Genomic DNA, 25,786 nt, shown 5'->3' with positions numbered 1-25,786 from the left:
CTGCCCCACAGATACAGGGCAGCGATGTCCAGGAAAAAGCGGCAACCGATATAGGCTGTCTCGAGCGTGATCACGGCTTGACGGTGAAAGTATAGCTGCCGCTGGTCTTGTGACCGTCTGTCGAAAGCACATGCCAGTCGACCGTGTAGTCGCCTGGCGCCAGCATTGTAGAAACGGGGACCGTCAGGACCTTGCCCTCGTCCTTCAGCCGGGCTTCGCCAAGCCTGATTTCCTCTTTGCTGGAGTCGGTGACCTTCACACCGCTGAACTTGAGGTCGAGTTCTTCTGTAAAAGTCAGGTCGAGTTCGCTGGGAGAGACGACGGATGTCTTCTCTGCCGGGCTCGACGTTTTCAGGTGGGCGTGAGCCAAGGCCTGGCTGGCGGCCGCGGCCGTCAAGATCAGTGCGATGGAAGCGATCAGGGGGAGTTTTGACATAGTCATCTCATCTGTTGCCTTTGAAGTTGCCAGTTGAAGCGGTCGTTTGTCAAAGCTTCGCCGAAGGGCTGGGTGCGGACTGTCTTCATGTCACCTCCTCAAGCGAACGCACGCCGAAGCGGTGGGATCGTGCGAATGATGGCCTGGTCGGTCGCGACCATCAGCAGGATGGCGAGGCCGGTCAGCGGAAACGCCAGGGCGAAGACGGTCGCGATCGTCCATAGGCCGATATAAACAGATCGCCGCGGCGGCAGCGGCGGGACGCCCACACGTCCGGACGGGCGCCGCTTCCACCACATGAGGACGCCGGTCACGCAGGAAAGAATGATCGCAAGGCAGGTGGCAAGCATCAGGAATTGATTGACGCGGCCGAATTCGCGCCCCTGGTGGACGTTGATGCCCCACTCGATGGCTTTTCCGAAAATCGGATACTGGCCGTAGGAGATATCGACGAGCGGCTTGCCGGAATATTGGTCGATGTGAATCGTCCGCTCCTTGGCGAGGTCATCGGGATAGATCGCCGCGGAATAGACGCCGGTTTCACCGGAAGGCATGGCAATGTCGAAACCCGGCGTCAGACCGGCAGCCTTTGCGACGTCGACGGCCTTGTTCAGGCCGATCGGCTTCTTCGACTGGGCGACGGCAATGTCGGAGAGCGGGACCGGAGCCTGTTCGACTGTCCAGCCGACCGCAGGCAGGACGTTCTGGGTAACCTTCTGCGATTTCGGCACATCGTTCCAGAGTTGCGTCGGATATCCCAGGCCATGGCTTCCTAGCCAGGCCTGCATGTTCGAACCCCAGTAGCCCGACCACGGCATGCCGGTGATCGCCAGGAAGAAGATCAGTATGCCCGCGAAAGCACCGGTTACGGCATGCAGGTCGCGCCAGAAGACGCGTCGGGCCGGAGTGCCGCGGACCGTGACGACGCCGCCCGTCTGGCGGCGCGGCCACCAGAGATAGATGCCGGTCACGACAAGTACCATGGCGAATCCGCCGGCAATCTCGATCAGCTTGTTTGGAAGGCTCCCAAACAGAGCAAGACTATGGATGCGCTTGACGACGTAGTTGAACTCTTCGGTTGAGCCGACCCTATCAAGAATCCTGCCGTTATAGGGATCGATGAAGACGAGCGTGGAGCTGGCATCGCTTGACACCGTGACGATGGCCGAGTGCTCAGGCGTTGCCGGGTCCTTGTAGGCGGTGACCGCGGAGCGGGGCACGGCGGCCGTCGCGATCTCCGCCAGCTTTTCCGGCGCCAGTGGTTGGCCTGAAGCGACGACGTCATAGCGGTAGGCGAAGACGCTTTCGTTGATCTCGTTCTTGAAGAGATAGAGCGAGCCGGTGATCGCGAGGTTCAGCATGAAGGGAATGACGAGAAGTCCGGCGAAGAAGTGCCAGCGCCAGATGGCGCGATAAAGCGAGACGCCGGGTACGGCGTTTTCCGCCGGAGCGGCGGAAGTGATAGTCGACATGATGAAATTCCGAATCCGTGGCCGCTGGCAAAGGCGCGGCCGAGAACAAAGGGCGCGCCTCTGCCTGGCTGACGCGCTGGTTCAGGTCAGGTTCGGATCGGAAGGAGGAGCTCTGGGACCAGTATTGGGTGGGTAAATTTGCCTGTGGAAGGCTTCGATACGGATGGCAAGATCCACCCGAAGTGAAAATGCGAAAGCTTTCCCGGCGATGTCAGCAGGTGGCGGAAGCAGGACGGAAGCACTGATCCGGCAGGCTTCGCAGCCATGATTGTGGAACTTGTGATCAGTGCCGCTCTTGCCTTCGTCGTCTGCGACGGTGACGCAAAGCGTAGGCAGCGTCCCGTCCGGAAGCACATATTCGGCAAGGTTGACGGGGGCGGCGGTAATCGCCGGGGCTTGGTGCGCAAATCCGACAGACGCGAGCGCAATGGCGCACAGAATGCGCACCAGCCATTTCCCGATCATTTCCAAGCGACTTTGCATGGTTCCCCCGCCGTCCGGCGTGAAAACGTTGATAATGCTGCCGAGCCGAAAGCTCAATGCGGCAATGTGGCCGCAGGATCAATAATCACGAGAGACTCGAACCGAACTTGTCCCAGCCTTCCTTGATCGTCTCCATCGCGACATTGGTCGAGGTGTTGGCCACATGCGGCAATGTCGAGATGCGTTCGCCGAGAACGCGGCGATAGCGGCCGATATCGCGGGTGCGGATCTTCAGGAGATAGTCGAACCGGCCGGCGATCATGTGGCACTCCTCGACCTCCCTGATTTTCTTGATGGCCTCGTTGAAGCTTTTCAGGGCAGCCTCGCGAGTGTCGGAGAGCTTCACCTCGACGAAAGCGATGTGGTCGAGCTGCATTTTCGCAGGGTTGAGAACAGCCTTGAAGCCTTCGATATAGCCGTCGTTGATCAGCCGTTTGAAGCGGAGCTGGCAGGGCGTCTTCGAGAGCCCGACGCGCGCGGCGAGATCGGTGATCGACAATCTGCCATCCTCGGCGAGTGCTACGAGGATCTTTCTGTCGAATTGGTCCAATTCACTAAAGATGTCGGGTTCACTAGCCATTTGAGCTCTTCGATGCGTTTTAATAAGTTCATACAGGCTGAAAATGGCGAAAATCAAGTGAGATCGTGATTGGCGATCTGTGATACCTTACGGGTGGACAATGGGATGGAAGGCGCAGGTGCTTGACGCATCGTCAGGATCGCACCGGCACCACATGCAAAACGGGGTCATGCATGGGCAGGGAAACGCAGGACGACGACGAGAAGCCGGATCTCATCGCCCACTACCGGCCGGTGGCGATAAGGGCCGTGGCGGCAGCGCTCACGCTCAAACGCGACAAGCCGGCGCGCCCGCTTTGCGAGACGGAATATTCCGGCCCTGTCGTCACCGATGATGCTGGCTGGGACGATGAGCCCGGCGTCTCATTCATCCGTTAAACCATATATTGATTGATAGGGACCTCCATGCTCAACGCAGCGATCGACAGCACGCCATCCAATGATCCCGCGCCGTTCTCGGCCTTCGCGCCGCCGATCCGGCCGCAATCCGAGCTTCGCCAGGCGATCACGGCCGCCTATCGCCGTCCGGAAACCGAATGCCTCCCGCCGCTCGTTGCGGCTGCACGCGTTTCCGAGGCCAAGCGCTATGACATCCGCAGCACTGCCCGCACCCTGATCGAGGCGCTACGCGCCAAGCACAAGGGCACCGGCGTCGAAGGGCTGGTGCAGGAATATTCGCTTTCTAGCCAGGAAGGCGTGGCGCTCATGTGTCTTGCTGAAGCACTGCTGCGCATTCCCGACACGGATACCCGCGACGCGTTAATCCGCGACAAGATCGCCGAGGGCAACTGGACCTCGCACATCGGCGGCGGCAAATCCATGTTCGTCAACGCCGCTACCTGGGGTCTCGTCGTCACCGGCAAGCTGACCTCGACGGTCAACGACCGCAGCCTGTCGGCGGCGCTGACGCGGCTGATCGCGCGCGCCGGCGAGCCGGTGATCCGTCGCGGCGTCGATATGGCGATGCGTATGATGGGCGAGCAGTTCGTCACCGGCGAAACGATCGAGGAGGCGCTGAAGCGCGCTCGTCCGCTGGAAGCCCGGGGGTTCCGCTATTCCTACGACATGCTGGGTGAGGCGGCGACAACCGCAGCAGACGCCGAGCGCTATTTCAAGGATTACGAGAAGGCGATCCACGCCATCGGCAAGGCGGCGCATGGGCGCGGCATTTATGACGGCCCCGGTATTTCGATCAAGCTCTCGGCCCTGCATCCTCGCTATGTGAGAGCGCAGGCCGGCCGGGTGATGGGCGAGCTGCTGCCGAAGGTCAAGGCGCTCGCCGTTCTTGCCAAATCCTATGATATCGGCCTCAACATCGATGCCGAGGAAGCCGACCGGCTGGAGCTTTCGCTCGATCTTCTCGAAGAGCTGTGCTTTGCCCCGGAGCTCGGCGGATGGAACGGGCTCGGCTTTGTCGTCCAGGCCTATGGCAAGCGCTGCCCCTTCGTCCTGGATTACATCATCGATCTCGCCCGCCGCTCCGGGCGGCGGATGATGATCCGTCTCGTCAAGGGCGCTTATTGGGATGCGGAGATCAAGCGCGCCCAGGTGGATGGTCTTGACGACTATCCGGTCTATACCCGCAAGATCTACACCGACGTCGCCTATATCGCCTGCGCACGAAAGCTGCTTGCCGCTGCCGATGCCGTCTTCCCGCAATTCGCCACCCACAATGCGCAGACGCTCGCCACGATCTATCATCTGGCAGGGCCTGATTTCGCAGTCGGCAAATACGAATTCCAGTGCCTGCATGGCATGGGCGAACCGCTTTATGACGAGGTGGTCGGGAAGGAGAAGCTCGACAGGCCCTGCCGCATCTATGCGCCTGTCGGAACGCATGAGACGCTGCTCGCCTATCTCGTCCGCCGCCTGCTCGAAAACGGCGCCAATTCCTCCTTCGTGCACCGCATCTCCGATCCGAATGTTTCAGTCGAGGCGCTCATTGCCGATCCGGCCGAGACCGTCGCGGCCATGCCCGTCGTCGGCGCGCCGCATGTGCAGATCGCGGCACCCAAGGCGCTTTACGGCAGCGCTCGCGCCAATTCGAGCGGCCTCGATCTTTCGAGCGAAGCGACGCTGGCGGACCTTTCACAAGCGCTTGCCTCCACGGCTGCGACGCCCTGGCATGCGCTTCCAATTCTCGCCGACGGGTCCACCGACGGCGTGACGCGCGAGGTCCTCAATCCCGCCGATCACCGGGATGTCGTCGGCACGGTGACCGAAGTGAAGGTCGAGGAGGCCGCCCGCGTCGTTGCGATGGCGGCGGATTACGCGCCGCAATGGGCGGCCGTACCGCCGGCCGAGCGCGCCGCCTGCCTCGATCGGGCCGCCGACATTATGCAAGCCCGCATCAAGGTGCTGATGGGCATCGTCATGCGCGAAGCCGGCAAGTCCGCCGCCAACGCAGTCGGCGAAGTGCGCGAGGCGGTCGACTTCCTGCGGTATTATGCCGATCAGGCGCGCAAAACCCTCGGTCCGTCGCATCTGCCGCTCGGGCCGATCGTCTGCATCAGCCCGTGGAATTTCCCGCTGGCGATTTTCACCGGCCAGGTTGCCGCTGCCCTCGTGGCCGGCAATCCCGTGCTGGCGAAACCTGCCGGTGTCACGCCGATCATCGCTTCGGAGAGTGTCAAAATTCTCCACGAGGCCGGCGTGCCTGTCGGCGCGCTGCAATTCGTGCCCGGCAGCGGCCGCCTCGGCGCCGGCATGGTCGGGGCGCAGCAAACGGCGGGCGTCATGTTTACCGGCTCGACCGAGGTGGCCCGTATGATCCAGGCGCAGCTCGCTGAACGCCTGTCGGCAACCGGCAAGCCGATCCCGCTGATTGCCGAAACCGGCGGCCAGAACGGCATGATCGTCGATTCTTCCGCCCTGGCTGAGCAGGTCGTGGCCGACGTCGTGACATCGGCTTTCGACAGCGCTGGCCAGCGCTGCTCGGCGCTACGTGTTCTCTGCCTGCAGGACGACATTGCCGACAGGACGCTCGCCATGCTGAAGGGCGCCTTCCGTGAATTGACCATCGGCCGCACCGATCGCTTGAGCATCGACGTAGGGCCTGTCATCAACGACGGCGCGAAGACGGAGATCGACCGGCATATCGAAACGATGCGCGCCGCCGGCCGCAAGGTGGAACAGCTGCCGCTGCCGGAAAGCGCAGCAAAAGGCACCTTCGTTCCGCCGACGATCATCGAGATCAAATCCCTCTCGGACCTGACGAAGGAGGTCTTCGGGCCGGTCCTGCATGTCGTCCGCTTCAAGAGAAACGGCCTCGATCGCCTGATCGACGACATCAACGCCTCGGGTTACGGCCTCACCTTCGGGCTTCACACGCGGCTTGACGAAACGATCGCGCATGTGACGAGCCGTATCAAGGCCGGCAATCTCTACGTCAATCGCAACATCATCGGCGCTGTTGTCGGTGTGCAGCCTTTCGGCGGCCGCGGCCTGTCTGGAACGGGGCCGAAGGCCGGCGGCCCGCTTTATATCGGCCGGCTGGTGCAGCGCGCGCCCGTGCCGCCGCAGCAGGATTCCGTCCATACCGACCTCGCCCTTCGCGATTATATCGTCTGGCTCGATAAGAAGGGCCTGACGGACGAAGGTGAAGCAGCGCGCAGTTATGCAAGCCGATCAGCGCTCGGGCTCGAACGCGAACTCACCGGCCCTGTTGGCGAGCGCAATCTCTATGCGCTCCATCCGCGCGGCCGGATCCTGCTCGTGCCGCAGACCGAAACCGGACTGCATCGCCAGATCGCCGCGGCCATTTCCACAGGCAACCACGTCGTAGTCGATGCGGCTTCCATATCGAAGTCGGTGCTGGCGGATCTTCCGGCGGCTGTCGCCAGCCGCCTTTCCTGGACATCGGATTGGGAAAAGGACGGGCCTTTCTCCGGCGTGCTCGTCGAAGGGGACCGCGACAGGGTTCTTGCCGTCAACCGGAAGATCGCCGCGCTGCCCGGCCCGCTTCTCTTGGTCCAGGCTGCGACGAGCGAGGAACTGGCAAGCGATCCGGAAGCCTATTGCCTCAACTGGCTGCTGGAGGAGGTGTCGACCTCGATCAACACCGCCGCTGCGGGTGGCAATGCGAGCCTGATGGCCATCGGCTGATCGATAGGCCGAGGGGGCAGAAATGCGCCCTCCAGGCCGGCTGCCCAGGTTCCAACTCCCCTTTCGTCATGCTCGGGCCTGTTCCGAGCATCTGCGACCGGTCGAAAGGAGCGGATCCTCGGCACAAGGCAGCACAAGGCCGACGATGACGCCGCGTAAAGAGCGAGCTTTGTCAGCGAGTCTGATGAGGCAGAAAATGCGGCGCCTCGGCCACGCCTCCGATGCTCCGAACAAACTCGACACCATTGACCATTTTTTTAGCAGTTGCGGCTATCGTCGCGCCATCAGGCGTGACCATTCCTGGGGGCGGGGCTTTCTATGGCGTTGATTGATCGACTGTTGCAGCGTATGCGGATTGTCACGAAGGTTCTTTTCTTCGTGGTTCCTCTGATCATCCTCATTGCGGGCATAGGGCTTTTCGGCTATTTCACCGCCGGCACGCTCAAAGGCCAGATGACGCTGACGCGGCAGACGATCGATACGCTTTCCAGTTTCCAGCAGCTCAGATCCTCGCTGACTGCCTTTACCGATCTTCCGACGGCGGCCACGCGCGATCGGCTGATCGCCAGCATCTCCGATCAGGAGAAGGGCGCTGCGACGCTCGATGCGATGTTGATCGATCCATCCCAGAAGCAGCAGATCTCGGCGGTTCGCGAACTCGGCGGCAAGATGCAGGGGAGCGCCGACGCGCTTTGGACCGTGGCACAGGAGCGGGCGAATACCGAGCAGGCGATCGACGCGGCTGTGGCGCAGCTTTTCAAGGAAAGCCAGACCGCCCGCAAGCAGCTCGACGTCCTTCAGGACCAGGCGAACGGAAAGGAAGCCTTCGTCCGCGCGCTTCTGCTCGATGCCTCCGCCTACAAGAATATCGCCCAGCGCATTGCGAAATTGCGCAAGGCGACGGCGCAGGCGACTGACCCTGCGGAAATCGCCGGCGCTCTCGGCAACCTCCTGCCGCCGCTCGTCAAGGAGGTCGGCGGGAGCGCCGCACTCGCCTCGGACAAGGCGCAGAGCCAGATTGCCGCACTGAAGCCGGTAATGGACAAGCTCGCGGCGGTGGCCAAGGACAGCGCAAACCTTACGCTCGAAGGCTATGCCCCCGTCGACCAGGATCTGCAGGGCTTTGAGGAAAAGTTCGTAAAGCTCGCCTCAGGGAATGCGGATACGGCTATCGAGCGTTTTGTCGGCATGGATGCGAACATCGGCACGCTTCGCTCGATGGTGGCGATCGTCAGTGCCGCGTTCAAATCGATCGACGATCTGCGCCTGCACCTGAGTGAACTGAACAGGCGGGTCGATGCCGAAGCGCGCGATGCCGTTCTCGCCGATCTCAAGGCGCTGCGTGAAAGCGCCGCACAGCTTGTACCCCTGAGTGGGAAAAACCCTGCCTTGCAGGATCTTGCGAAGAAGATCGAGCCATCTCTCGCCGCGATCGAAAAGGCCACGTCGCTTCTGATATCGATCGCCGACCGGTGGCGGGCAGAGAGGGGGGCGGCAACCGAGCTCGTGGCCGCGGCAAGCCATACTCTGGAGCAATTCGTCAGCACCGCGCAGGAGAGCGGCAGGGACATCAGCCAGCGTTCGGCCACGATGTCGCTGGCGGCGATGATTGCGGGCACGGTGCTTGCGATCATCGGCGGCCTCATGCTGATCGAAACGCTGCGCGGACCGCTGAAGCGGATCACCCAAACGATGACGAGACTTGCCGCCGGCGATCTCAACGTTCCGATCGGCGACGGCAAGCGCGGCGACGAAATCGGCGATATGATCCGGTCCGTGACCATCTTCCGCGACCAGGCGCTCGAAAAGACCAGGCTCGAAGAGGTCGCTGAAACGAACAGGGCGCGGGACGAACAGGAGCAGGCTCGCCGCGCAGCCGAGCAGGCGCGCATCGAAGCCGAGCAGAGCGAGGCCCTGGACGCACTCTCCGACATGCTCGGCAAGCTTGCCGACGGCAACCTCGCAGCCGTCATGAGCGAGGAACTGGCCGCCGATTATGTCGCGATGGCCAGGACCTATAACCAGGCGATCGATGCGCTTCGCCGCACACTCGCCGAGGTTCGCAACACCACCTACGAAATCGCCGAGGGCAGCACCAATCTTTCAGGCGCGGCCGACGATCTGGCGCGGCGCACGGAACAGCAGGCGGCCGCCCTCGAAGACAGTTCACGTGTGCTTGGCGAACTCACAGTCAGCGTTCGCACGACAGCGGAAAACGCGCGTCAGACATCGCTATCCGTCGCCGAAGCGCACCGGCAGGCGGAGCATTCCGCGGCCGTCGTCGCCAAGGCCGTCGACGCCATGGACGCCATCAACCGTTCTTCGGAGAAGGTCTCCAGCATCATCGGCGTGATCGATGAGATCGCCTTTCAGACCAATCTTCTCGCCCTCAATGCCGGCGTCGAGGCGGCGCGGGCAGGAGAGGCGGGCAGAGGTTTCGCCGTCGTCGCCCAGGAGGTGCGCGAGCTTGCACAGCGCTGCGCCAAGGCTGCCCGTGAAATCAAGGATCTCATCTCCAACAGCGCATCGCAGGTTGGCACGGGCGTCAGGCTCGTCGAGGAGACCGGCCAGGCGCTTTCGGCGATCATGGAGCATTTTACCTCCATCAATGGCCTGGTGCAGGTCATCTCGACTGCCACGAGCACGCAGTACAAAGGCATCGACGAGGTCAACAGCGCCGTTCGCGACATCGAGCATATCACTCAGCACAATGCCGCAATGGTGGAGGAAAATACCGCCGAAATTCACAGGCTGCGGCAGCAGGTGGAACTGCTGAACGAGCGGATCTCCCGCTTTCAGACCGCCGACGGCCGCAAGGTCTCGCCCGGCGTGAGCCCGCGGATCGCCATGGCCTCCTGAGCGGTACTTCTTCCCGTCCTCCGCCGATGAAAAACCGCGCACAGTTTTGCACGATCTGTTTTTGAAATCGGCCACTTTACCCCAGGCGGACGCCGGGAAACGGCTTGGGATGATAGGGTCTGGGATCGACGATCGGCTCATCGCCGTGACGATATCGGCGATCAGATAGCCGGCGCCGGGTCCGATGCCGAAGCCGTGGCCGCTGAAGCCGGCAGCGAGGATGAAGTCTGGAAGCGTGGCGATCTCGCCGATCGCCGGCACGCCGTCCGGGCGTGCTGTCGATATAGCCTGCCCAAGCGGCGTTGATTTCGGGATTCTTCAAGGCAGAAGGTTGTGGTCGCCCTGAAGCCGGACGGTTCAGTCGCGGAGGCAGTGAGCCAATCCCTAGAAGCACTGAACTGGCTTTTGGCGCCATGACCGGCAGATCGTGTTCAAGTATCTCCCAGTTAAGAATCTTGAAAGTACAAGGCCATATCGGCCAGATCAGGCCGCTATGATGAAGATCTTTCGAAAATCCTCGATTGTCTTCCATATCCCCGTGAATCCGGGCTTCATGACGAATGTGTCGCCCGCGCGAAATACCATCGGCTCCTTGCCGTCTTCCGTCAGCTCGACCACCCCTTCGAGAATGTGGATGACTTCACAGACGCCGTCTTTGATCGAGCGGGTCGTGCCGGCTGTCCCCGATGCGACCCCGCTGCGCACGCGCCCCTCGAGGCTCTCATCCTGATCCCAGACATAGATGTCCGGATTGCCTTCGATCAGCCGGTCGATCGGTGGCTTCTTATGAATGCCAGCGCCAAGGTTTTCGGTGCGAATGGGTATGATAAGGGACATGTCTATCCTCGATGAGTTGGTCTTGTTGTGAGACTATCTGCTTCGCGCCAGCATTATTCGATTTCGCACAAAGCTTCGAAGCAGAAAAATTCGTTGGCATGAGAGCCGCGAGCATTATGTCCTGGAACCTTCGGCGGCGCGTTACCGGCGAAGGTCGATCAGCGCCTGCGCCATGTAGAGATCCTGAAGCGATATTCCCGAACTGTCGAAGATCGTGATCTGGTCGTCACGGATTCGGCCCGGCGCCAAACCAGCCAGAACCGCGCCGATCGTCGTCAAGTCCTGCGTCGCATCGGCATGCTGGAATTCACCGATCGCGCGCGACTGCTCGATGAGGTCGCAAAATAGAGACGCGCGGGCAAACAGCGATGGCGGAAGCTCCTGCTTGCCTGTCCGATCGGAGCCCATGCTGGATATATGCGTTCCTGGCTTGATCCAATCGGCTTCAAAAAGCGGAGCGGTAGAGGTCGTTGCGGTGATGATGATGTCGGCAGCTCGGCATGCCGCCTCTGCTGAAGCCACTTCGGCGACGATTCCCTCTCGGCGTAGCCGGGCAACGAGCGCATCGACCTTGGCGGTCTGACGACCGACGACCAGAACCTTTTTGAGTACGCGGATGCGTGCAACAGCAATCACCTCATATCCGGCCTGATGTCCGGTGCCAAAGATCGCAAGGGTCTCAGCATCCTTGCGCGCCAGCGCATCCGTCGAAACAGCGTCGGCGGCGGCCGTACGGAAGGCATTGAGCTCGGCGCCTTCGACAATGGCGCCGATTCGACCCCGGCTCTGGTCGAATAGAAGGGTGATAGAACTATGTCGAGGCAGGCCTGCTGCGTCATTCGTCGGATAATAGGAGCCGACCTTGAGACCGGTAAGCCGCTCATCTGTCGATGACTTGATTGTAAAACGGTTCTGCGGATCCCCTGCATGACCGAGAATGACCGGGAATGCAGTCGTACCCTCGCCGGCAGTGGCAATGAATGCGGCCCGCACTGCCCCGAACGCCAACTCGTGGGTGGCAGCACTCGCGGATTCTTCTTCGGTGATATAGATCATGTGGTTCTCTTTCCCTCAGGGGCTCTTAGGCAATGGGATGTCTCGACGCCAAAGCCGATCCGACGAGCGGCATGATCGAGCGTATTCATCTCGCTATCGACCGCGTGAACGCGATACCGCGTCGAGTGCGATCTTGTAGGGATACATTTCCAGTCCGTATTTCCTGAGCCGAAGGCAGGAGGGACGTTGCCGCCCGCCTTATTAGTAGTCGATCAGCACCGACTTGGTCCGGCGATTGGCGTGATAGGCTTCGCGGCCAAGATCCTTGCCAAGGCCCGATGCCTTCCAACCGCCCGTCGGCAGGATATGGTCGCGCGTCCGCCCATATCGGTTGACCCAGACAGTGCCAGCTTCGAGCTTCCGGATCATGCGCATGGCACGCGAAAGATCCCTCGTGAACAAACCCGAGGAGAGGCCGTAGGTCGCATGCTTGGCCATCTCGGTAGCCTGGCTTTCGTCGTCGAATGATTGCACCGTCAGCACCGGGCCGAAGATCTCTTCGGCAACGGCCGGCGAGGTTTCGTTGACGCCGGTAATGATTGTCGGCTGATAAAAGCTGCCCTCGCGCTCGATCCTGCCACCGCCACAAACGATGTCGGCTCCGCCCTGGCGTGCGGCCTGAACGATACCGTCGATACGCGACAACTGTGTCTCGGAGATGATCGGCGAGAATGTGGTTGCTTCGTCCCAGGTGGGGCCAGGCCTGATGTCTTCCATCAATCGGGCGATGCGAACCGTCAGTTCCTCGGCAATGGAACGTTCAGCAAGCACGCGGGAGCCTGCCACACATCCCTGTCCCGCATTTCCAAGGATCGTCCGCGTGATGCAACCTGCCGCGAGATCGAGGTCCGCATCGGCAAATACGACCTGTGGTGACTTGCCGCCAAGCTCCAGCGTGACCGGCTTGATGCCATTTCGGGCGGCATTTTCCATGATCGCCACACCCGCGCGCGTCGAACCCGTAAAGGATATCTTGGCGATCTGCGGATGTGCAACGATCGCAGCACCGGTCTGCGGCCCATTTCCAAGCACAATGTTGATGAGTCCTGCCGGAATGCCGGCCCGGACGGCAAGTTCTGCCAGATATAGAGTCGAGAACGGCGTCATTTCCGATGGCTTGAGAACCACGGCATTGCCGGCGGCAAGCGCTGGCGCGAGTTTCCAGCCAGCGAGTGCCACAGGCACGTTCCATGCGGTGATCGCACCGACGACCCCATAGGGTTCGGATGCAATGAAGCCGAACTGGTTGTCGGCCGTGGGAACGAGGTCATCGCACTCCTTGTCGGCGAACTCGGCAAAGAATCGAATCTGTTCCGCTGCGATCATGACGTCGCCGCTCAACGCCTCCTTGACGAGCCTGGAAGAAGACACAGCTTCGATCCGCGCCAGCGCTTCCGCCTCTTTCTCGATTAGGTCGGCCCATGCGTAAAGCGCCTTCAGCCGCTCGCGCGGACGTTGCGTTGCCCATCCGGACGCCACAAGCGCCTTCTTTGCACTTTCGACAGCGCGATCGACGACCTCGACATCGGCAAGAGGAATGTCTGCTAGGAGGCGGCCATCGGACGGCGCATGAACGGTTATAGCGCCGGCACCGCCAATATATTCGCCACCGATGAAATGCCCTGAGGGCAATGCTACGGATTTTGGATCGAAACTGAGCGACATGATGGTCTCCTGAAACAGCTGTGGAGGTGAAGCTACGTCATCTCCGACAAACGAGGATGGTGAGGATTGCCGCTTCTGAAGAAGGGCGGAGATCTCTACGGATCTCTGGCGCCTGACTAGTTTGCGAATGCGCCGTCGACTGCGTTGGCGAGCTCTTCCATCGAATGAAAATGATAGTCGGGTTTTGTGAATTGTTTTGGCACCAGCGTTCCGCCATAGCCTGCCTTGTCATGGCGCCGCTCGATCCAGACATTGGTCATGCCGAGTGCACGCGAGACGCCGATGTCGTGATATTGGCTCTGAGCCGTATGAATGATCTGCGCGACGGCACCGCCGTCTTTTTCCACATGCTCGAACACCCGCTTGAAGAAGATCGGATCAGGCTTCTCGACGCCCGTCTCGTCTACGGTGAACGTAGCCCAGAACGGATTGCCAAGCTTTGCCTGATAACGATCGAAGCCCCAGCGACGCGCGTTGGTCATGGCAATCAGCTTGTAACGACCGGCCAGCTTCTCAAGCGCGGCGACGCTGTCGGAAAATGGCTTGGCCTCTGCGACCGCTTCGATCATCTGGTTCTGCAGCGCGACGTTGTCCGGCAGCCCCAGATGCCCGGCGATTACCGAATAGCAGCGACCAAGATCGTCGGGACAGCGTGCCGCACCTGGCATGACGCGCGCAGTCCGATAGACATCGAGCGCTGCCTCGCCGTCGATCTCAACACCGGCCGTCTTTGCGACCGCATCGAGGCCTTCGATGATCGCGGACTCGAAGTCGATCAGCGTGCCGACAACGTCGAAACTCATATAGTGGAAGCCGACAAATGGCTTGAGCTGCCCGTCAGCCTGATGTGAAACGTGGACATTCATTTTGCGTACTCCCGCGATAGATCTGCATGTCGGGCAAAAGCCCGTTATCCCTTATCCACGGCGTTCCAGATGACCTTGCCACTGGAAAGCCCCTCCTTTCCATGAACACATTCTGCCGCATCCCTTATCGGACGGTTGCCGAAACCCCTTGCAGTTGCAGCACAATCTTGCGAAAACCGATCCATGCCAGCATTTCCAGCCGGCGACGGGTCATTAGCCCTTCGCATCGCTAACCGAGCCTGGGGCAGTTCGGCAATCGCCGACCGTTTGTCCGAAAGACTGACGGCGATGCGGCCGCATGATCGTCGCTTGTCAAAGCCCCGCAGTATTTCCGACGACGACCGCCGGGCATGCAGCAGGAACTTTGCCAGGCAGCCGTCAGGCCGCGCATTCGATGGTGTCGGCCAACGACATCACGATCGCACGCGCGGCGTAAAGTTCCTCGATCATGAGGAACTCCTCGGGCTTGTGCGCTCGCGAAATATCGCCCGGCCCGCAAATAATCGTCGGCACCCCGGCACGCTGGAAGAGACCGGCTTCCGTACCATAGCTCACGGCCGCGATCGCCTTTCGGCCAGAAAGCTTCTCCATCAGCGCGTTGAAAGGGTGAGTTTCGACCATCGCCAAGGGCGGGTAGGTGGACAGGATCTCGATCTCCACACCTGGTCCGGCCGCCGCCCTCACTGGCTCAAGGATATCGGCGGGATCGACGCCTGCGATTGCCCGTGCCTCGACATGCAATTCGGCCGATGCCGGGATGATGTTGATCGCTTCGCCGCCACGGATAACCCCCACCTGCAGGGTCGAATAAGGCGGATCGAAGGACGGATCGAGGGGGCCGGCCTTCAATGCATCTGCGGCATCCACTGCAGCGGCAAGGACCGGCACAAGCATGTGAATGGCGTTGACGCCGAGATCGGTCCGGGAGCTATGGCCGGACAGACCCCGAGCCACCGCGCGAAGCGCCGTCTTGCCCTTGTGCCGCAAGATCGGAGTCATGTTGCTGGGTTCACCGACGATACAGGCGATCGGTGGCGCACACAGCGAAGGAAGTTGCCTGATCATGTGCGGTGCACCGCGGCTTCCCGCCTCCTCGTCATAGGATAGGGCGATATGTATGGGTGCCGATAGGCCGCGTTGCACCAGATCTGGGACGGCCGACAGCACCGCGGCAATGAATCCCTTCATGTCACAGGTTCCGCGGCCGATCAGCTTCTCGCCATCACGGCGCAAGATGAACGGGTCCGCCTGCCATTCAGGCTCGTTAGCGGGAACCACATCGAGATGCCCCGAGAGGATATAGCCGGGCACGCCTGCCGGCCCGATCGTTGCAAACATGTTGCTACGATCGCCTTCAGGTCCCGGCAGGACCGTCACCGGCACGCCGTGGCTCTCAAAATAACCAACGAGGAACTCGACGATCGAATCGTTCGGCTTGCCCACAACGGACGGGAACGAAACGAGGTGTTCTAGCATCGTCTCTGGAGACATCATTACTCCTGGTCTGCATAAAGCTCGAACTGAGCGGCTTGAATTCAGACCAATGTACCGCCGTCGCCTTGATCGCTTTTCCTGTTCTTGTGCGACCAGTAGCAGTCCATGCCGTGAAGCATGCCGCAAACGCAATTTCCTGCGCGCAGGATACGAAAGTCCGCAAGCTCTACCGCTCGGAAACGCTCATACTGCAACCATCTGACGAACGGGCGTCGGCCGGTAATGTCTGGGACTGGACCATCGATGAAGCTCATGTATTTGCTGACATTGCCTTGGACATCAAGGGAACAACTCCCCTCGACGGCATGGAACTCGATGCCGTGCCGATGCAAGGAAGCCCTGGTTCCTGCCGGTCGTTGGCGCATATTATCGCGTCAAGGATCTCCTGCCTTAGCCGTGATTGAGGACGCTGTTTGACGCACTGCGATTCGATGTCTTGCTTAACCCGATGTAACAGAGAGACTTCATGGGCCAGAATAACACCATCCAGATTCCGACATTTGCCGATGTCACCGCCGCCGCTAAACGCCTTGACGGGATTGCACACAAAACGCCGGTGATGACGTCGCGCACCTTCAATGCGATGACTGGCGCCGAGGTGTTTTTCAAATGCGAAAACCTTCAGCGCGGCGGCGCATTCAAGTTCCGCGGTGCGATGAACGCCATTCTGGCGATCGACGAGAAACTCCGTGCCCGCGGTGTCGTAGCCTACTCGTCCGGAAACCACGCGCAGGCACTTGCCTATGCAGCACAGATCACCACAATACCCGCAACAATCATCATGCCGAAGGACGCACCGACGCTGAAGGTGGAGGCGACCAGGGGTTACGGCGCAAATGTCATCTTCTATGACCGCTATTCCGAAAACCGCGAGGAAATCGGAAGACGTGTCGCCGCCGAGCGTGGCGCGACGCTCATTCCGCCTTACGACCATGCCGATGTGATTGCTGGCCAGGGCACCGCCACGCTGGAGCTGATCCAGGAGGTCAGCGAGCTCGATGCGCTCTATGTCTGCCTTGGCGGCGGTGGCTTGCTCGGCGGCGCAGCCTTGGCTGCTGCGGAATTGTTGCCTAAATGCCGTGTCGTTGGCGTGGAGCCAGCGGCAGGTAACGACGGCCAGCAGTCGTTTGAGAAGGGCGAAATCGTCACGATCCCCGTGCCGCAGTCGATCGCAGATGGCGCCGTCGTTACCCATCTCGGCGAGCATAACTTTCCGATCATCCGGGAGAAGGTCTCCGCCATCACGACCGTGACCGATGCGCAACTCGTATCGACCATGCGCTTCTTCTCCGAACGGATGAAGATGGTCGTGGAACCTACCGGTTGCCTCGGCGCTGCCGCAGTGCAGGTCGATGCCGCGAAGCTTGCAGGAAAACGCGTTGGCGTGATCCTGAGCGGTGGCAATGTCGACCTTTCTCGCTTCTGCGAATTGCTTGGGGCTACACTGGACCCTCCATACCGCAGAACATGATCCACTATGTCACCACCCAACGAAAGCCAACTGCTGCATTGACGTGTTCTGGGTGACGCTAACCCGCTCACAGACACAGCGCTGGCTGTCGCTCAGGGCAGCAAAGTCGTTCAAAACATCAGCCGCGCTTGGGCCGGGAAAAATCCAACCGGCCTCATTGATCCTGCAACACGAACCAAAGAAGGAACCTGCAATGTCACTTTTGATTAGTATCGATACCGAGCCGGACTTCACCCCGAAGCGTGCGGTTCCCGAACCGGAGCGGCTCATTTCGGGCAATCCAATCTACAATACCTGGGCACAGGATGCGTCCAAGGGAGAGAAGGTATTGACTGGGGTTTGGGAAGCCACGCCTGGCGAGCATCACTCGATCAAAGGGACCACATACGAATTCTGCCACATCATTTCAGGTCTCGTGGAAATCGAGGAAAAGGGCGGCGAGACAAAGACCTATCGCGCTGGTGACAGCTTCGTCATGAAGCCTGGTTTCGTCGGTGTTTGGCGCACGATCGAGACTGTACGCAAGATCTATGTTTGCGTTTATGAGTGACGAAAAACTCAGGTGTGGCCGAATGGGCACATCTGAGCTTTTCATATCGGCCGGTTTGCGGCGAGCGGCAGCGGCGCCATATGTCCCGCACGCTGTCGAGCTAAGCATGTACGGGGGACTTAGACTGCGCGAGTTTGCCTTTCTCGGTGCTCACCGCAATTTCCGCGGAGGCGGACGGTGAGTCCGGGTCGGCAAACTTGACGGCGGCCCCCGGATAAGCGGTAAGCGCCGCGGCCCTCATCACCGAGGGGCATTCGCCACGCCCCCTCGGATCTCCACCCCGATCGCGACGCTGATGAGGGTGAATTCTCGACCCAAAGGTGCCGAGTGGTTACAACGACGACAATGTTGCTGCTGAGGAGCAATGTTGCCCTTCGGCACTGTTGCGTAAGCGGTGTTCGCGGACCACGGCGTAATCGTCCTTGCTGCGCCGCGACGTCAAATTTCATTCCGCCTCGTCAAACCGACGGTTGCTCGCTTCATCGAGCAAAATAAGTTCGTTCTAAAGCCCAGATAGACGAGCACGAGGATCAACACCCAACCTTTGCAGTCAGGGCCACGCCAAGCGGCCTCTGCCGTTTCGAACCAGTGATCGTTTCAAATCCGTTGCAACGCCGCGTAAGGGCGTATCCGCTGCGCGGCCATGGTCAAGCGTGCTGTTTTATCTCAGTGGTCGGTTGGATTTGCTTCGCCTGGGCCGGGGAGGTCCGCCATATTGAGAGGAGTTGCAGGATCCTCTGTCGTAGTCTCACGTGAGGAACGGTATCGCCTGTTGCGAGTCGTCGGTTTCGACGTCCCATGAGGACGCCGCATTTTCACCTGAAATGACTCTGCGAGACGGCGCTCATTCGCGATGGCTGTGTGTCTCAGACAGTGCCGAACGTCTGCGCATCACCAATTTTGCCCGCGCCGGCGCGTTTACCCCTTAGAGGCTGCCGCACTTAAAAACGCTGCACCATTGTCGACTGCACCGTCAGTTGACGACGCCGTCATAGTCGCCTTTCTTGTCCTTTTCCCAGTCCTGGAGCTCGCGGGTTTATCACCCTCAACCTCCATCATCCTGACCAACAGACGCTCTCCTGCCGCCGTGATGTGATTGTGCATCGATGCTTCTGCGCGGTCGGTGTCGAAACTTCGAATCGCCGCCAGGATGGGAGCATGAGCCTCGATCTCATTGATGACGTCTGATCCGTAGACCTTGGTGAAGAAGATGCTAGCCCTCGTACGGGTCTGAAGTGATCGCAACTGATCAAGCAGGAGCTCATGACCGCAGGGCTCGCAAATTGCCCAATGCAGATCCATGTCGGCCTCAATCATTGAGAACGGATCACCTGACTGTACCGACGACTTGAGAGCAGCGTATCGATTTTCGATTTCGTTCAGCTCCACTTCCCTGAAGCGTCCCTCGGTCATTGCAATCCGGATCGCGTAAGATTCGAGCACCGCGCGGAGGCTGAAGAGTTCTCGGATCCCCTTCGGGCTAATCGATGTGACCGTTGCACGCCGGTGAGGAGGCAGCGTCACCAGTCCCATCTCCGAGAGCGTCTGCAGCGCCTCACGGACCACCGTTCGCGATGTGCTGAATTTCTGGGAAAGCGGGACTTCAGGAAGGCGACTTCCCGGCGGAAACGTCCCCCGCAAGATTTCCTCGCGCAGATACTCCACGATGCCTATGGAGAGTTTCGGGGCATTGCCGGCAGGCCTGCTCATAATCTTCCCTCTGATGAACGGTTTCCCGAACTTACAGGTTGTCGACACTTCATACGCGTAGCTGCGCCCGCCCGCAAGCGTCCGCTCATTGAAAAATACTCACTGCTGCCGCTTGACGCCCAAGCATCGACGTGTATTCTGTCGACAGTTTGGCACGATATAAAATTTATCACGCCGGGTTTTGGATCAGACTCCCTTGCATCATTATCTGCCGAATAATGCCTGAATGCGCGCAGCTTATGGGATCGTACGCGATGAAACCAGTCGCATCGCTCAATTTTATGCGTGTTAGTTTTGTCGACAGAACACAAATGCTCTGTCGTGCTGAAGATGACGGGATTGAATATGGAAAGTGAATGCCCAGGCCCGATGACACTGCGCAGATCGGAAGAAGCACGTCCGGTCCGCTCTCTGACTGATCACCCGTTATTCACATCACCGGCTCCGGCGGTAGGTTCCGTCGAGGCTGAAGAGATTGTCCGGCAACATTATGGGTTCGATGTCTCGTTGACTCCGCTGCACAGCGAACGGGACACCAACTATCTTGCTCAGGCCGAAGATCGAAGGTTCATCCTCAAGATCACCAACGCGGAAGAGCCGCAGGGCGTTACCGATTTCCAAACTGCGGCTCTGCTCCATCTCGAACGATGTGGTACTGAGCTGCCGACGCCGCGCCTCGTGCGAGCGCTCTCCGGCGAGCCGGCTCTCAATCTTGCGCTTGCCGGGGGCCGAAGCACCGTGCGGCTATTGGATTATCTTGACGGTGTCCCTCTGAAGGACCGTCCGCGGCGGGAGTTTCCCTTGGCGGAAATTGGGAGGGTCCTGGCAAAGCTGGATAGCGCGCTCTCGAGTTTCGACCATACCTTCAAGCAATACGAACTTCTCTGGGATTCCAGTAATCTTGGCAGGTTGCGGCCGCTGATCGAGTACATTTCTGATCCCGAGCTCGCGAAACAGTGCCAGGGCGTCATCGACCACTTTGTCAGTAACATAGAACCGCGCATTGCAGATCTGCGTTGGCAGATCATCCACAATGACGTCAACCTCAACAACATCCTGATTTCCGAAGCATCGAGCCGGGTTACCGGAATCTTCGACTTCGGCGATATCATTTACGCGCCGAGGATCAACGAACTCGCAGTGACCTGCTCCTACCATATCTGCAACGAGATAGATTTTGCCGAGACGATCGGCCCGCTGGTTTCCTCCTACCACGAACTGACCCCGCTCGATGAGGATGAGATCGACGTCATTTACGACCTGATCGTGGCAAGGTTCGTCACAACAATTTCGATAACCTACTGGCGTGCAACGATGTTTCCCGCAAACCGCGCTTACGTCATGCGAAACAATCCGATCGCAGTCGAAGGTCTGCACATCCTTCAAAACGCCGGCCGGCAGTCCGTGCAACAGGTCCTGCGCGCCGCTTGCAACATGGAGTAACCAATGTCTCTTGATACCACCCCAAACCTTTTCATTCCCGGCGCGACGGAACTCGAACCCGAGCTTGCTGCAACCATTGCCCGCCGTCAGCAGGTGATGGGTGCATCCTATAGACTCAACTACGCGAAGCCGGTTCATTTCGTCCGTGGCGAAGGCGTCTGGCTCTTTGACAAGGGGAACAACCCCTTTCTCGACTTCTACAACAATGTCGCCTCTCTCGGTCACTGCCATCCGCGTGTCGTCGATGCGATGACCACACAGGCAAAGACGCTTTGTGTGAATACACGTTATCTCGACGAGAAGGTGATCGAATACTCCGAGCGTCTGATCTCCACCTTCCCCGAAGAGCTTTCGCGTGTCGTTTTTGCCTGCACCGGCAGCGAAGCAAATGATGCAGCTTGCCGTATAGCGGAGACAGCGACAGGAGGTGACGGGTTCATCGTTTCGGAATTCGCCTACCATGGAACCAGCAAAGCGATTGCCCAGCTCTCCAGCAATCTGGGGCCGTCGGTGCCGCTCGGAAGAGCCGTGCGGACAGTCGCTGCTCCCGTCACGCGTAACCTATCGGCCAAGGACACAGCCGACGCCTTTACTGCCGATGTGAAAACGGCTCTTGCCGACATGAAGCGCAGGGGCATCAAGCCCGCCGCGCTTTTGCTCGACAGTATCTTTTCGAGCGACGGGGTCTACCCCGATCCGCGAGGGATGATTGCCGATGCCGTCGCAGCGGTGCGTGCCGAGGGCGGCGTTTTTATCGCCGACGAAGTCCAGGGTGGATTTGCGCGAACCGGGGACTCGATGTGGAGCTTCCAGCGCCACGATGTTGTTCCCGACATCGTGACTCTCGGCAAGCCTATGGGCAACGGCTATCCGATGTCAGCCGTCGTCGCTCGCCCCGAACTCATTGAGACGTTTGGCGCGTCGGCACGCTACTTCAACACATTCGCCGGGAATACAGTTGCCGCAGTCAACGGGCTGGCAGTTCTGGATGTGATCCGCGACGAGGGTCTCATGGAGAATGCGCGCCATCTGGGTCAGAACCTGGGGGAGCAACTCCGGGCGCTTGCCGATACACGCATCGCCGAGGTTCGCGGAGCGGGCTTTTATTGGGGCGTCGAAATTTGCAATCCCGATACTGGTGCGCCGGACCGCGCCACCGCCAGCGCTATCGTCAACGCACTGCGTGAAAAGCGCGTGCTGATCAGTCTCACCGGACAACATGAAAACGTCTTGAAGATCCGACCGCCGCTCGTTGTCTCCGAGCGAGAAGTGAATCTCTTCATGGACGTGTTCAAAACCACCTTGGATTCCGTGTCACTGAAAGCTGCATCGTAAGGTGGATGGCAAAGATGTTGTTCCAAAGCTTCAACCCTTCGACCGGCGAACCGATCGCCGGGCGTGAAACACTGACAGACAATAGCATTATGCCACCTGGGTAAGGCCTGCCGACGCGGTCGAGCGCGGCAGCTAAATAGCAAGAAAGGGGAATAAAGTGAAATCAGCAACGCACTTCAAATACAGAACCATCGCATACGCACTGGCATTCGCGGGTGCGATTGGCTCCGGCCAGTCTGCGCATGCTGGCGCAGCGCTTGATGCCATAAAGGCGCGCGGAACTCTCGTTTGCGGCGTCGGTCAGGCGGTACCAGGCTTCTCGGCACCCGGAGCCAACGGCGAGCTCGCCGGCATTGACATCGACTACTGCAAGTCGATGGCGGCTGCCATTTTTGGCGATGCCTCGAAAGTTACATATCGCCAGACGTCCTACGCTGAACGTTTTGTGTCGCTCTCTTCAGGCGAGGTCGACGTCCTGGCCCACGACACTACGACAACACTCAATCGCGAAGGCGCGCAGAATGCACGGTTCACATCGCCGAACTACTTCGATGGCTACACGTTCATGGTGGCGAAGTCACTCGGTGTCGAAAGTCCCGACCAGCTTGCCGATGCGACTGTGTGCATCCTTCAAGGGTCGACGGACGAGGTCAACACCGAAAACTTCTTCAAGTCCCGCAACATCCATTACACACCTCTCGTGCTCAGCACCCGAGAGCAGCTTGCGGCTTCGTTTTTCGGTGGTCGATGCGATGTCCTGGGCGGCAACTATGGCAATCTCGCCGGCGATCGAGCAGGCAATGGAAAGGCTGACGACTACGTCATCTTCCCCAAGTTTATCACGCTCGAACCCTATGCACCTGCAGTGTTGAAGGGTGATGACGAACTCTATCTTATCGCACGCTGGGTCATGTATGCCCTTATTGAAACCGAGCGTCTGGGCATTACGCAGAGCAACGTCGAGGATCTTGCAAAGAACACCACTGACCCTGAGGTCAAGCAGATCCTCGGTGCAGCGCCGGGCAACGGCAAGGATCTCGGCCTTGCCGAAGATTGGGTGGTGAAAATCATTTCTGCCGTTGGAAATTACGGCGAAAGCTTCGAGCGCAATCTCGGAAAGGCATCGCCGCTCAAGCTCGACCGCGGTTTGAATGACTTGTGGACGAAAGGCGGGCTGATGTATGCAGCGCCGTTGCGCTGATGAGCACCACGCGCTTTCAAAACGCGATGTTTGTGATTACGGCCACTGCAGTCTTTGCGTGGCTGTCTCATAATCTCGCGTCAAATTTTGCCGCTCGCGGCGTCAGCATCGACTATGGCTTTCTTTGGAAGGCCACGTCTTTTCCGATCGGTGAATCGCTGATTTCTTTCAGTTCGGGGGACAGCTACCTCCGGGCGATGTTTGTCGGGTTGCTCAACACCGTCAAGCTTGCGGTCGCAGCAATCATTCTTTCGACCGTCCTCGGCGTTCTCGTCGGACTATTTGCACGCGCAACTCATCCACAGCTGAGGACACTGGCGAAAGTCTATGTCGAAGTCACTCGCAACATTCCACTCCTGCTCATACTCGTTGTCTGCGCCACTGCAGTTCGCAATCTTCCGCCTGCACGTCAGGCCTGGACAATCGGCGATTTTGCATTTCTTTCGAGCCGTGGCTTTTTTATTCCGACGCTGGCCCTTGGCGATGCCGGTCCGATCATTGCGGCAATCGCCGCCTTTGGGTTTCTTGGCTGCTTTTTCTCCTGGCACCTGATGGTGCTCGGGCATGACCTCAAGGGTCGCTTCCCCCGCCTTCCGACCGGGGGGCTCGTCCTCGCGGCGACTGCACTCATCGGCGTTGGCATCTATATTTTCGGATGGGCCGAGTTCGACAAGCCTGTGCTGAAGGGCTTCAACTTCAGTGGCGGCATTGGCGTCACGCCCGAATATCTGGCCATGCTGATAGGGCTCTCATTCTACACGTCAGGGTTCATCGCAGAAATTGTCAGGGGCAGTCTGGCGGCCCTTCCAAAAGGCCAGTCTGAGGCAGCAAACTCCCTTGGACTGAATCCCCTGCTGACACTCTATCTGGTGCTGGGGCCGCAGGCGCTGCGGCTGATACTTCCTCCACTCGCCAACCAATATCTAAACGCCATTAAGAACACGACGCTTGCAGTCCTGATCGGATATCCAGATCTGGTTTCGGTCGGTAATACGGCTCTGAACCAGACAGGGCGAGCGATAGAGACAGTGTCCATTTATCTGTTGATCTATCTCTCACTCAGCCTCCTGGCCTCTTCGGTGATTCGTTGGCTCGAAACGCGCGCGCAATTGGTGAAATCATGAGCGATCTGTCCGCGACTCACTCCTGCCCGTCGAGCGGTTACCTGGCGAACCTGCGGCCTTACTTTCGTCCCTGGCCTCACGCGGTGTTGACAGCGGCAATCACCGGAAGCTTAGTCTGGTCCGCCGTGATATTCTTTAACTGGGCCGTCAGGGATGCAGTCTTTGGTCAGGCCTCTCCCGCCATCTGCCATGCAGCAGGGGGTGCCTGCTGGGCCTTTCTTTACGAGCGCTATCAAATCATTCTGTTTGGCAGCTATCCGAGTGACCAGTATTGGCGGCCATCACTTGCCGTCTTCCTTGTCCTTGCCGTGCTCATCATTAGTGGCTTTCGCCGCTTTTGGCGGCCGTCGCTCGTTCTCGTCTGGATCGCGGTCGTGGTTATCAGCTTGCTCCTGATGCGGGGTGGCCTTTTCGGGTTGCTACCGGTGTCGACAAGCCGATGGGGTGGCCTGCCGCTGACCGTCGGTCTTTCGGCCTTCGGCATTGTACTGGCCCTTCCCTTGTCAGTAGGCATCGTACTCGGACGACGATCCAAAGCTGCGATCATCCGCCGCAGCTGCTCAATATATGTCGAGACAGTTCGTGGCTTGCCGCTGATCGCAGTCCTGTTTATTGGTTCGACCATGCTGCCGTTTCTTTTGCCGGGCGGCAATCTGATCGACAACATCCTGCGCGCGCAGGTTGCTCTTATTCTGTTTCAGGCCGCCTACCTGGCAGAGGCAATCCGAAGCGGGCTCGACGCGGTCCCCCGCGGCCAGTCGGAGGCGGGCGCGAGCCTTGGTCTGTCGCCCGGCCTGGTGATGCGCCTCATCGTTCTGCCCCAGGCTTTCCGCATTGCCTTGCCCGCCATAATCAACACGTTCATTGAATCGATCAAGGACACGACGCTTATTAGTATCATCGGGCTGATCGACGTGCTTGGCGGCGCCCGGGGCGCGATTGCCGATGCGACGTGGCTCGGCTTCTACCGCGAAGCCTATCTTGTCGTCGGTGTCGCGTTTTTCCTCTTCTGCTTCATCCTCTCCGTGCACTCAAGGCGTCTCGAGCAGGAGTTCTCGGAAGAAAGGCGATAGGATCAAGGGTCAATGTTGATCTTTAACG

At 59.6% G+C, this 25,786-nt stretch carries 21 protein-coding genes and 1 pseudogene; 11 read left to right on the top strand and 11 right to left on the bottom strand.

Annotated features, from left to right (window positions below):
• Positions 1 to 70 precede the first annotated feature (70 nt).
• From copC to PH551_RS20315, 4 genes are all read right to left on the bottom strand, one after another.
• Positions 71 to 436 (bottom strand): copper homeostasis periplasmic binding protein CopC, encoded by a 366-nt coding sequence (copC, locus tag PH551_RS20330; protein WP_285194639.1) that lies wholly within the window; start codon positions 434 to 436, stop codon positions 71 to 73.
• A gap of 98 nt (positions 437 to 534) precedes the next feature.
• Entirely contained in the window at positions 535 to 1,908 is a 1,374-nt protein-coding gene (locus PH551_RS20325; protein WP_285194637.1) for a PepSY-associated TM helix domain-containing protein, read from the bottom strand.
• A gap of 81 nt (positions 1,909 to 1,989) precedes the next feature.
• Complete coding sequence (locus tag PH551_RS20320; protein WP_285194656.1) at positions 1,990 to 2,391, bottom strand: hypothetical protein; 402 nt, start codon at positions 2,389 to 2,391, stop codon at positions 1,990 to 1,992.
• Between the two features lie 85 nt (positions 2,392 to 2,476).
• Positions 2,477 to 2,971 (bottom strand): Lrp/AsnC family transcriptional regulator, encoded by a 495-nt coding sequence (locus PH551_RS20315; RefSeq protein WP_285194636.1) that lies wholly within the window; start codon positions 2,969 to 2,971, stop codon positions 2,477 to 2,479.
• A 173-nt stretch (positions 2,972 to 3,144) separates the two neighbouring features.
• Between PH551_RS20315 and PH551_RS20310 the strand changes: the two genes are divergently transcribed.
• The 3 genes from PH551_RS20310 to PH551_RS20300 all read left to right on the top strand — a co-directional run bounded on the left by PH551_RS20310 (position 3,145) and on the right by PH551_RS20300 (position 9,933).
• Positions 3,145 to 3,348: a hypothetical protein gene (locus PH551_RS20310; protein WP_184460355.1), complete on the top strand. Its 204-nt coding sequence runs from the start codon at positions 3,145 to 3,147 to the stop codon at positions 3,346 to 3,348.
• 27 nt (positions 3,349 to 3,375) lie between these two features.
• A complete protein-coding gene (gene putA, locus PH551_RS20305; RefSeq protein ID WP_285194634.1) occupies positions 3,376 to 7,074 on the top strand; it encodes a trifunctional transcriptional regulator/proline dehydrogenase/L-glutamate gamma-semialdehyde dehydrogenase in 3,699 nt (1,232 codons plus the stop codon).
• A gap of 318 nt (positions 7,075 to 7,392) precedes the next feature.
• Entirely contained in the window at positions 7,393 to 9,933 is a 2,541-nt protein-coding gene (locus PH551_RS20300) for a methyl-accepting chemotaxis protein (protein WP_285194631.1), read from the top strand.
• A gap of 63 nt (positions 9,934 to 9,996) precedes the next feature.
• On the opposite strand, the pseudogene PH551_RS20295 reads toward PH551_RS20300, so the two are convergent.
• The 6 genes and pseudogenes from PH551_RS20295 to argE all read right to left on the bottom strand — a co-directional run.
• Positions 9,997 to 10,240 (bottom strand): annotated as a pseudogene (locus PH551_RS20295) (NAD(P)/FAD-dependent oxidoreductase); the annotation flags it as partial.
• Positions 10,241 to 10,416: 176 nt separating this feature from the next.
• On the bottom strand, positions 10,417 to 10,770 hold the full coding sequence (locus PH551_RS20290; protein WP_285194630.1) for a cupin domain-containing protein: 354 nt from the start codon (positions 10,768 to 10,770) through the stop codon (positions 10,417 to 10,419).
• Between the two features lie 141 nt (positions 10,771 to 10,911).
• The gene (locus tag PH551_RS20285; RefSeq protein ID WP_285194628.1) at positions 10,912 to 11,826 is read right to left on the bottom strand and encodes an ornithine cyclodeaminase family protein; all 915 of its coding nucleotides are present in this window, start codon (positions 11,824 to 11,826) and stop codon (positions 10,912 to 10,914) included.
• A gap of 201 nt (positions 11,827 to 12,027) precedes the next feature.
• The gene (locus PH551_RS20280) at positions 12,028 to 13,491 is read right to left on the bottom strand and encodes an aldehyde dehydrogenase family protein (RefSeq protein WP_285194627.1); all 1,464 of its coding nucleotides are present in this window, start codon (positions 13,489 to 13,491) and stop codon (positions 12,028 to 12,030) included.
• 116 nt (positions 13,492 to 13,607) lie between these two features.
• Positions 13,608 to 14,357, bottom strand: a complete 750-nt coding sequence (locus PH551_RS20275; protein WP_285194626.1) for an HAD-IA family hydrolase — start codon at positions 14,355 to 14,357, stop codon at positions 13,608 to 13,610.
• 378 nt (positions 14,358 to 14,735) lie between these two features.
• Positions 14,736 to 15,848, bottom strand: coding sequence for an acetylornithine deacetylase (argE, locus tag PH551_RS20270; protein ID WP_285194625.1), 1,113 nt, complete (start codon positions 15,846 to 15,848; stop codon positions 14,736 to 14,738).
• A 113-nt stretch (positions 15,849 to 15,961) separates the two neighbouring features.
• On the opposite strand from argE, the gene PH551_RS20265 reads away from it, so the two are divergent.
• The 3 genes from PH551_RS20265 to PH551_RS20255 all read left to right on the top strand — a co-directional run bounded on the left by PH551_RS20265 (position 15,962) and on the right by PH551_RS20255 (position 17,872).
• The gene (locus PH551_RS20265) at positions 15,962 to 16,255 is read left to right on the top strand and encodes a hypothetical protein (protein WP_285194624.1); all 294 of its coding nucleotides are present in this window, start codon (positions 15,962 to 15,964) and stop codon (positions 16,253 to 16,255) included.
• A 62-nt stretch (positions 16,256 to 16,317) separates the two neighbouring features.
• On the top strand, positions 16,318 to 17,322 hold the full coding sequence (locus tag PH551_RS20260) for a threo-3-hydroxy-L-aspartate ammonia-lyase (protein ID WP_285194623.1): 1,005 nt from the start codon (positions 16,318 to 16,320) through the stop codon (positions 17,320 to 17,322).
• A 193-nt stretch (positions 17,323 to 17,515) separates the two neighbouring features.
• The gene (locus PH551_RS20255) at positions 17,516 to 17,872 is read left to right on the top strand and encodes a cupin domain-containing protein (RefSeq protein ID WP_285194622.1); all 357 of its coding nucleotides are present in this window, start codon (positions 17,516 to 17,518) and stop codon (positions 17,870 to 17,872) included.
• A 918-nt stretch (positions 17,873 to 18,790) separates the two neighbouring features.
• On the opposite strand, the gene PH551_RS20250 is transcribed toward PH551_RS20255, so the two are convergent.
• Complete coding sequence (locus PH551_RS20250) at positions 18,791 to 19,582, bottom strand: GntR family transcriptional regulator (RefSeq protein ID WP_285194621.1); 792 nt, start codon at positions 19,580 to 19,582, stop codon at positions 18,791 to 18,793.
• Between the two features lie 507 nt (positions 19,583 to 20,089).
• Here PH551_RS20250 and PH551_RS20245 point away from each other — a divergent pair.
• From PH551_RS20245 to PH551_RS20225, 5 genes are all read left to right on the top strand, one after another.
• Positions 20,090 to 21,025: a phosphotransferase gene (locus PH551_RS20245; protein WP_285194618.1), complete on the top strand. Its 936-nt coding sequence runs from the start codon at positions 20,090 to 20,092 to the stop codon at positions 21,023 to 21,025.
• Between the two features lie 96 nt (positions 21,026 to 21,121).
• Complete coding sequence (locus PH551_RS20240; RefSeq protein ID WP_285194655.1) at positions 21,122 to 22,360, top strand: aspartate aminotransferase family protein; 1,239 nt, start codon at positions 21,122 to 21,124, stop codon at positions 22,358 to 22,360.
• Between the two features lie 157 nt (positions 22,361 to 22,517).
• Entirely contained in the window at positions 22,518 to 23,561 is a 1,044-nt protein-coding gene (locus tag PH551_RS20235) for a transporter substrate-binding domain-containing protein (protein ID WP_285194616.1), read from the top strand.
• Positions 23,561 to 24,685, top strand: a complete 1,125-nt coding sequence (locus PH551_RS20230; RefSeq protein WP_285194614.1) for an ABC transporter permease subunit — start codon at positions 23,561 to 23,563, stop codon at positions 24,683 to 24,685. The genes PH551_RS20235 and PH551_RS20230 overlap by 1 nt, the downstream gene beginning before the upstream one ends.
• Entirely contained in the window at positions 24,682 to 25,758 is a 1,077-nt protein-coding gene (locus tag PH551_RS20225; RefSeq protein WP_285194612.1) for an amino acid ABC transporter permease, read from the top strand. Before PH551_RS20230 ends, PH551_RS20225 begins: the two co-directional genes overlap by 4 nt.
• Positions 25,759 to 25,786 lie beyond the last annotated feature (28 nt).

The organism is Rhizobium atlanticum (genome assembly GCF_030182485.1).
In the GTDB taxonomy this organism is placed as follows: domain Bacteria; phylum Pseudomonadota; class Alphaproteobacteria; order Rhizobiales; family Rhizobiaceae; genus Rhizobium.
Note: the sequence above shows the minus strand (reverse complement) of the source record. Positions and strands in the feature narration are given on the sequence as shown.

Bases quoted from the DNA above. Each gene is read 5' to 3' on its own strand.
- PH551_RS20315 (WP_285194636.1), bottom strand. From the start codon at position 2,971: ATGGCTAGTGAACCCGACATCTTTAGTGAATTGGACCAATTCGACAGA.
- PH551_RS20260 (WP_285194623.1), top strand. From the start codon at position 16,318: ATGGGCCAGAATAACACCATCCAGATTCCGACATTTGCCGATGTCACC.
- PH551_RS20300 (WP_285194631.1), top strand. From the start codon at position 7,393: ATGGCGTTGATTGATCGACTGTTGCAGCGTATGCGGATTGTCACGAAG.
- argE (WP_285194625.1), bottom strand. From the start codon at position 15,848: ATGTCTCCAGAGACGATGCTAGAACACCTCGTTTCGTTCCCGTCCGTT.
- putA (WP_285194634.1), top strand. From the start codon at position 3,376: ATGCTCAACGCAGCGATCGACAGCACGCCATCCAATGATCCCGCGCCG.
- PH551_RS20325 (WP_285194637.1), bottom strand. From the start codon at position 1,908: ATGTCGACTATCACTTCCGCCGCTCCGGCGGAAAACGCCGTACCCGGC.
- PH551_RS20225 (WP_285194612.1), top strand. From the start codon at position 24,682: ATGAGCGATCTGTCCGCGACTCACTCCTGCCCGTCGAGCGGTTACCTG.
- PH551_RS20280 (WP_285194627.1), bottom strand. From the start codon at position 13,491: ATGTCGCTCAGTTTCGATCCAAAATCCGTAGCATTGCCCTCAGGGCAT.
- PH551_RS20320 (WP_285194656.1), bottom strand. From the start codon at position 2,391: ATGCAAAGTCGCTTGGAAATGATCGGGAAATGGCTGGTGCGCATTCTG.
- PH551_RS20230 (WP_285194614.1), top strand. From the start codon at position 23,561: ATGAGCACCACGCGCTTTCAAAACGCGATGTTTGTGATTACGGCCACT.
- copC (WP_285194639.1), bottom strand. From the start codon at position 436: ATGTCAAAACTCCCCCTGATCGCTTCCATCGCACTGATCTTGACGGCC.
- PH551_RS20310 (WP_184460355.1), top strand. From the start codon at position 3,145: ATGGGCAGGGAAACGCAGGACGACGACGAGAAGCCGGATCTCATCGCC.
- PH551_RS20240 (WP_285194655.1), top strand. From the start codon at position 21,122: ATGGGTGCATCCTATAGACTCAACTACGCGAAGCCGGTTCATTTCGTC.
- PH551_RS20290 (WP_285194630.1), bottom strand. From the start codon at position 10,770: ATGTCCCTTATCATACCCATTCGCACCGAAAACCTTGGCGCTGGCATT.
- PH551_RS20250 (WP_285194621.1), bottom strand. From the start codon at position 19,582: ATGAGCAGGCCTGCCGGCAATGCCCCGAAACTCTCCATAGGCATCGTG.
- PH551_RS20275 (WP_285194626.1), bottom strand. From the start codon at position 14,357: ATGAATGTCCACGTTTCACATCAGGCTGACGGGCAGCTCAAGCCATTT.
- PH551_RS20255 (WP_285194622.1), top strand. From the start codon at position 17,516: ATGTCACTTTTGATTAGTATCGATACCGAGCCGGACTTCACCCCGAAG.
- PH551_RS20285 (WP_285194628.1), bottom strand. From the start codon at position 11,826: ATGATCTATATCACCGAAGAAGAATCCGCGAGTGCTGCCACCCACGAG.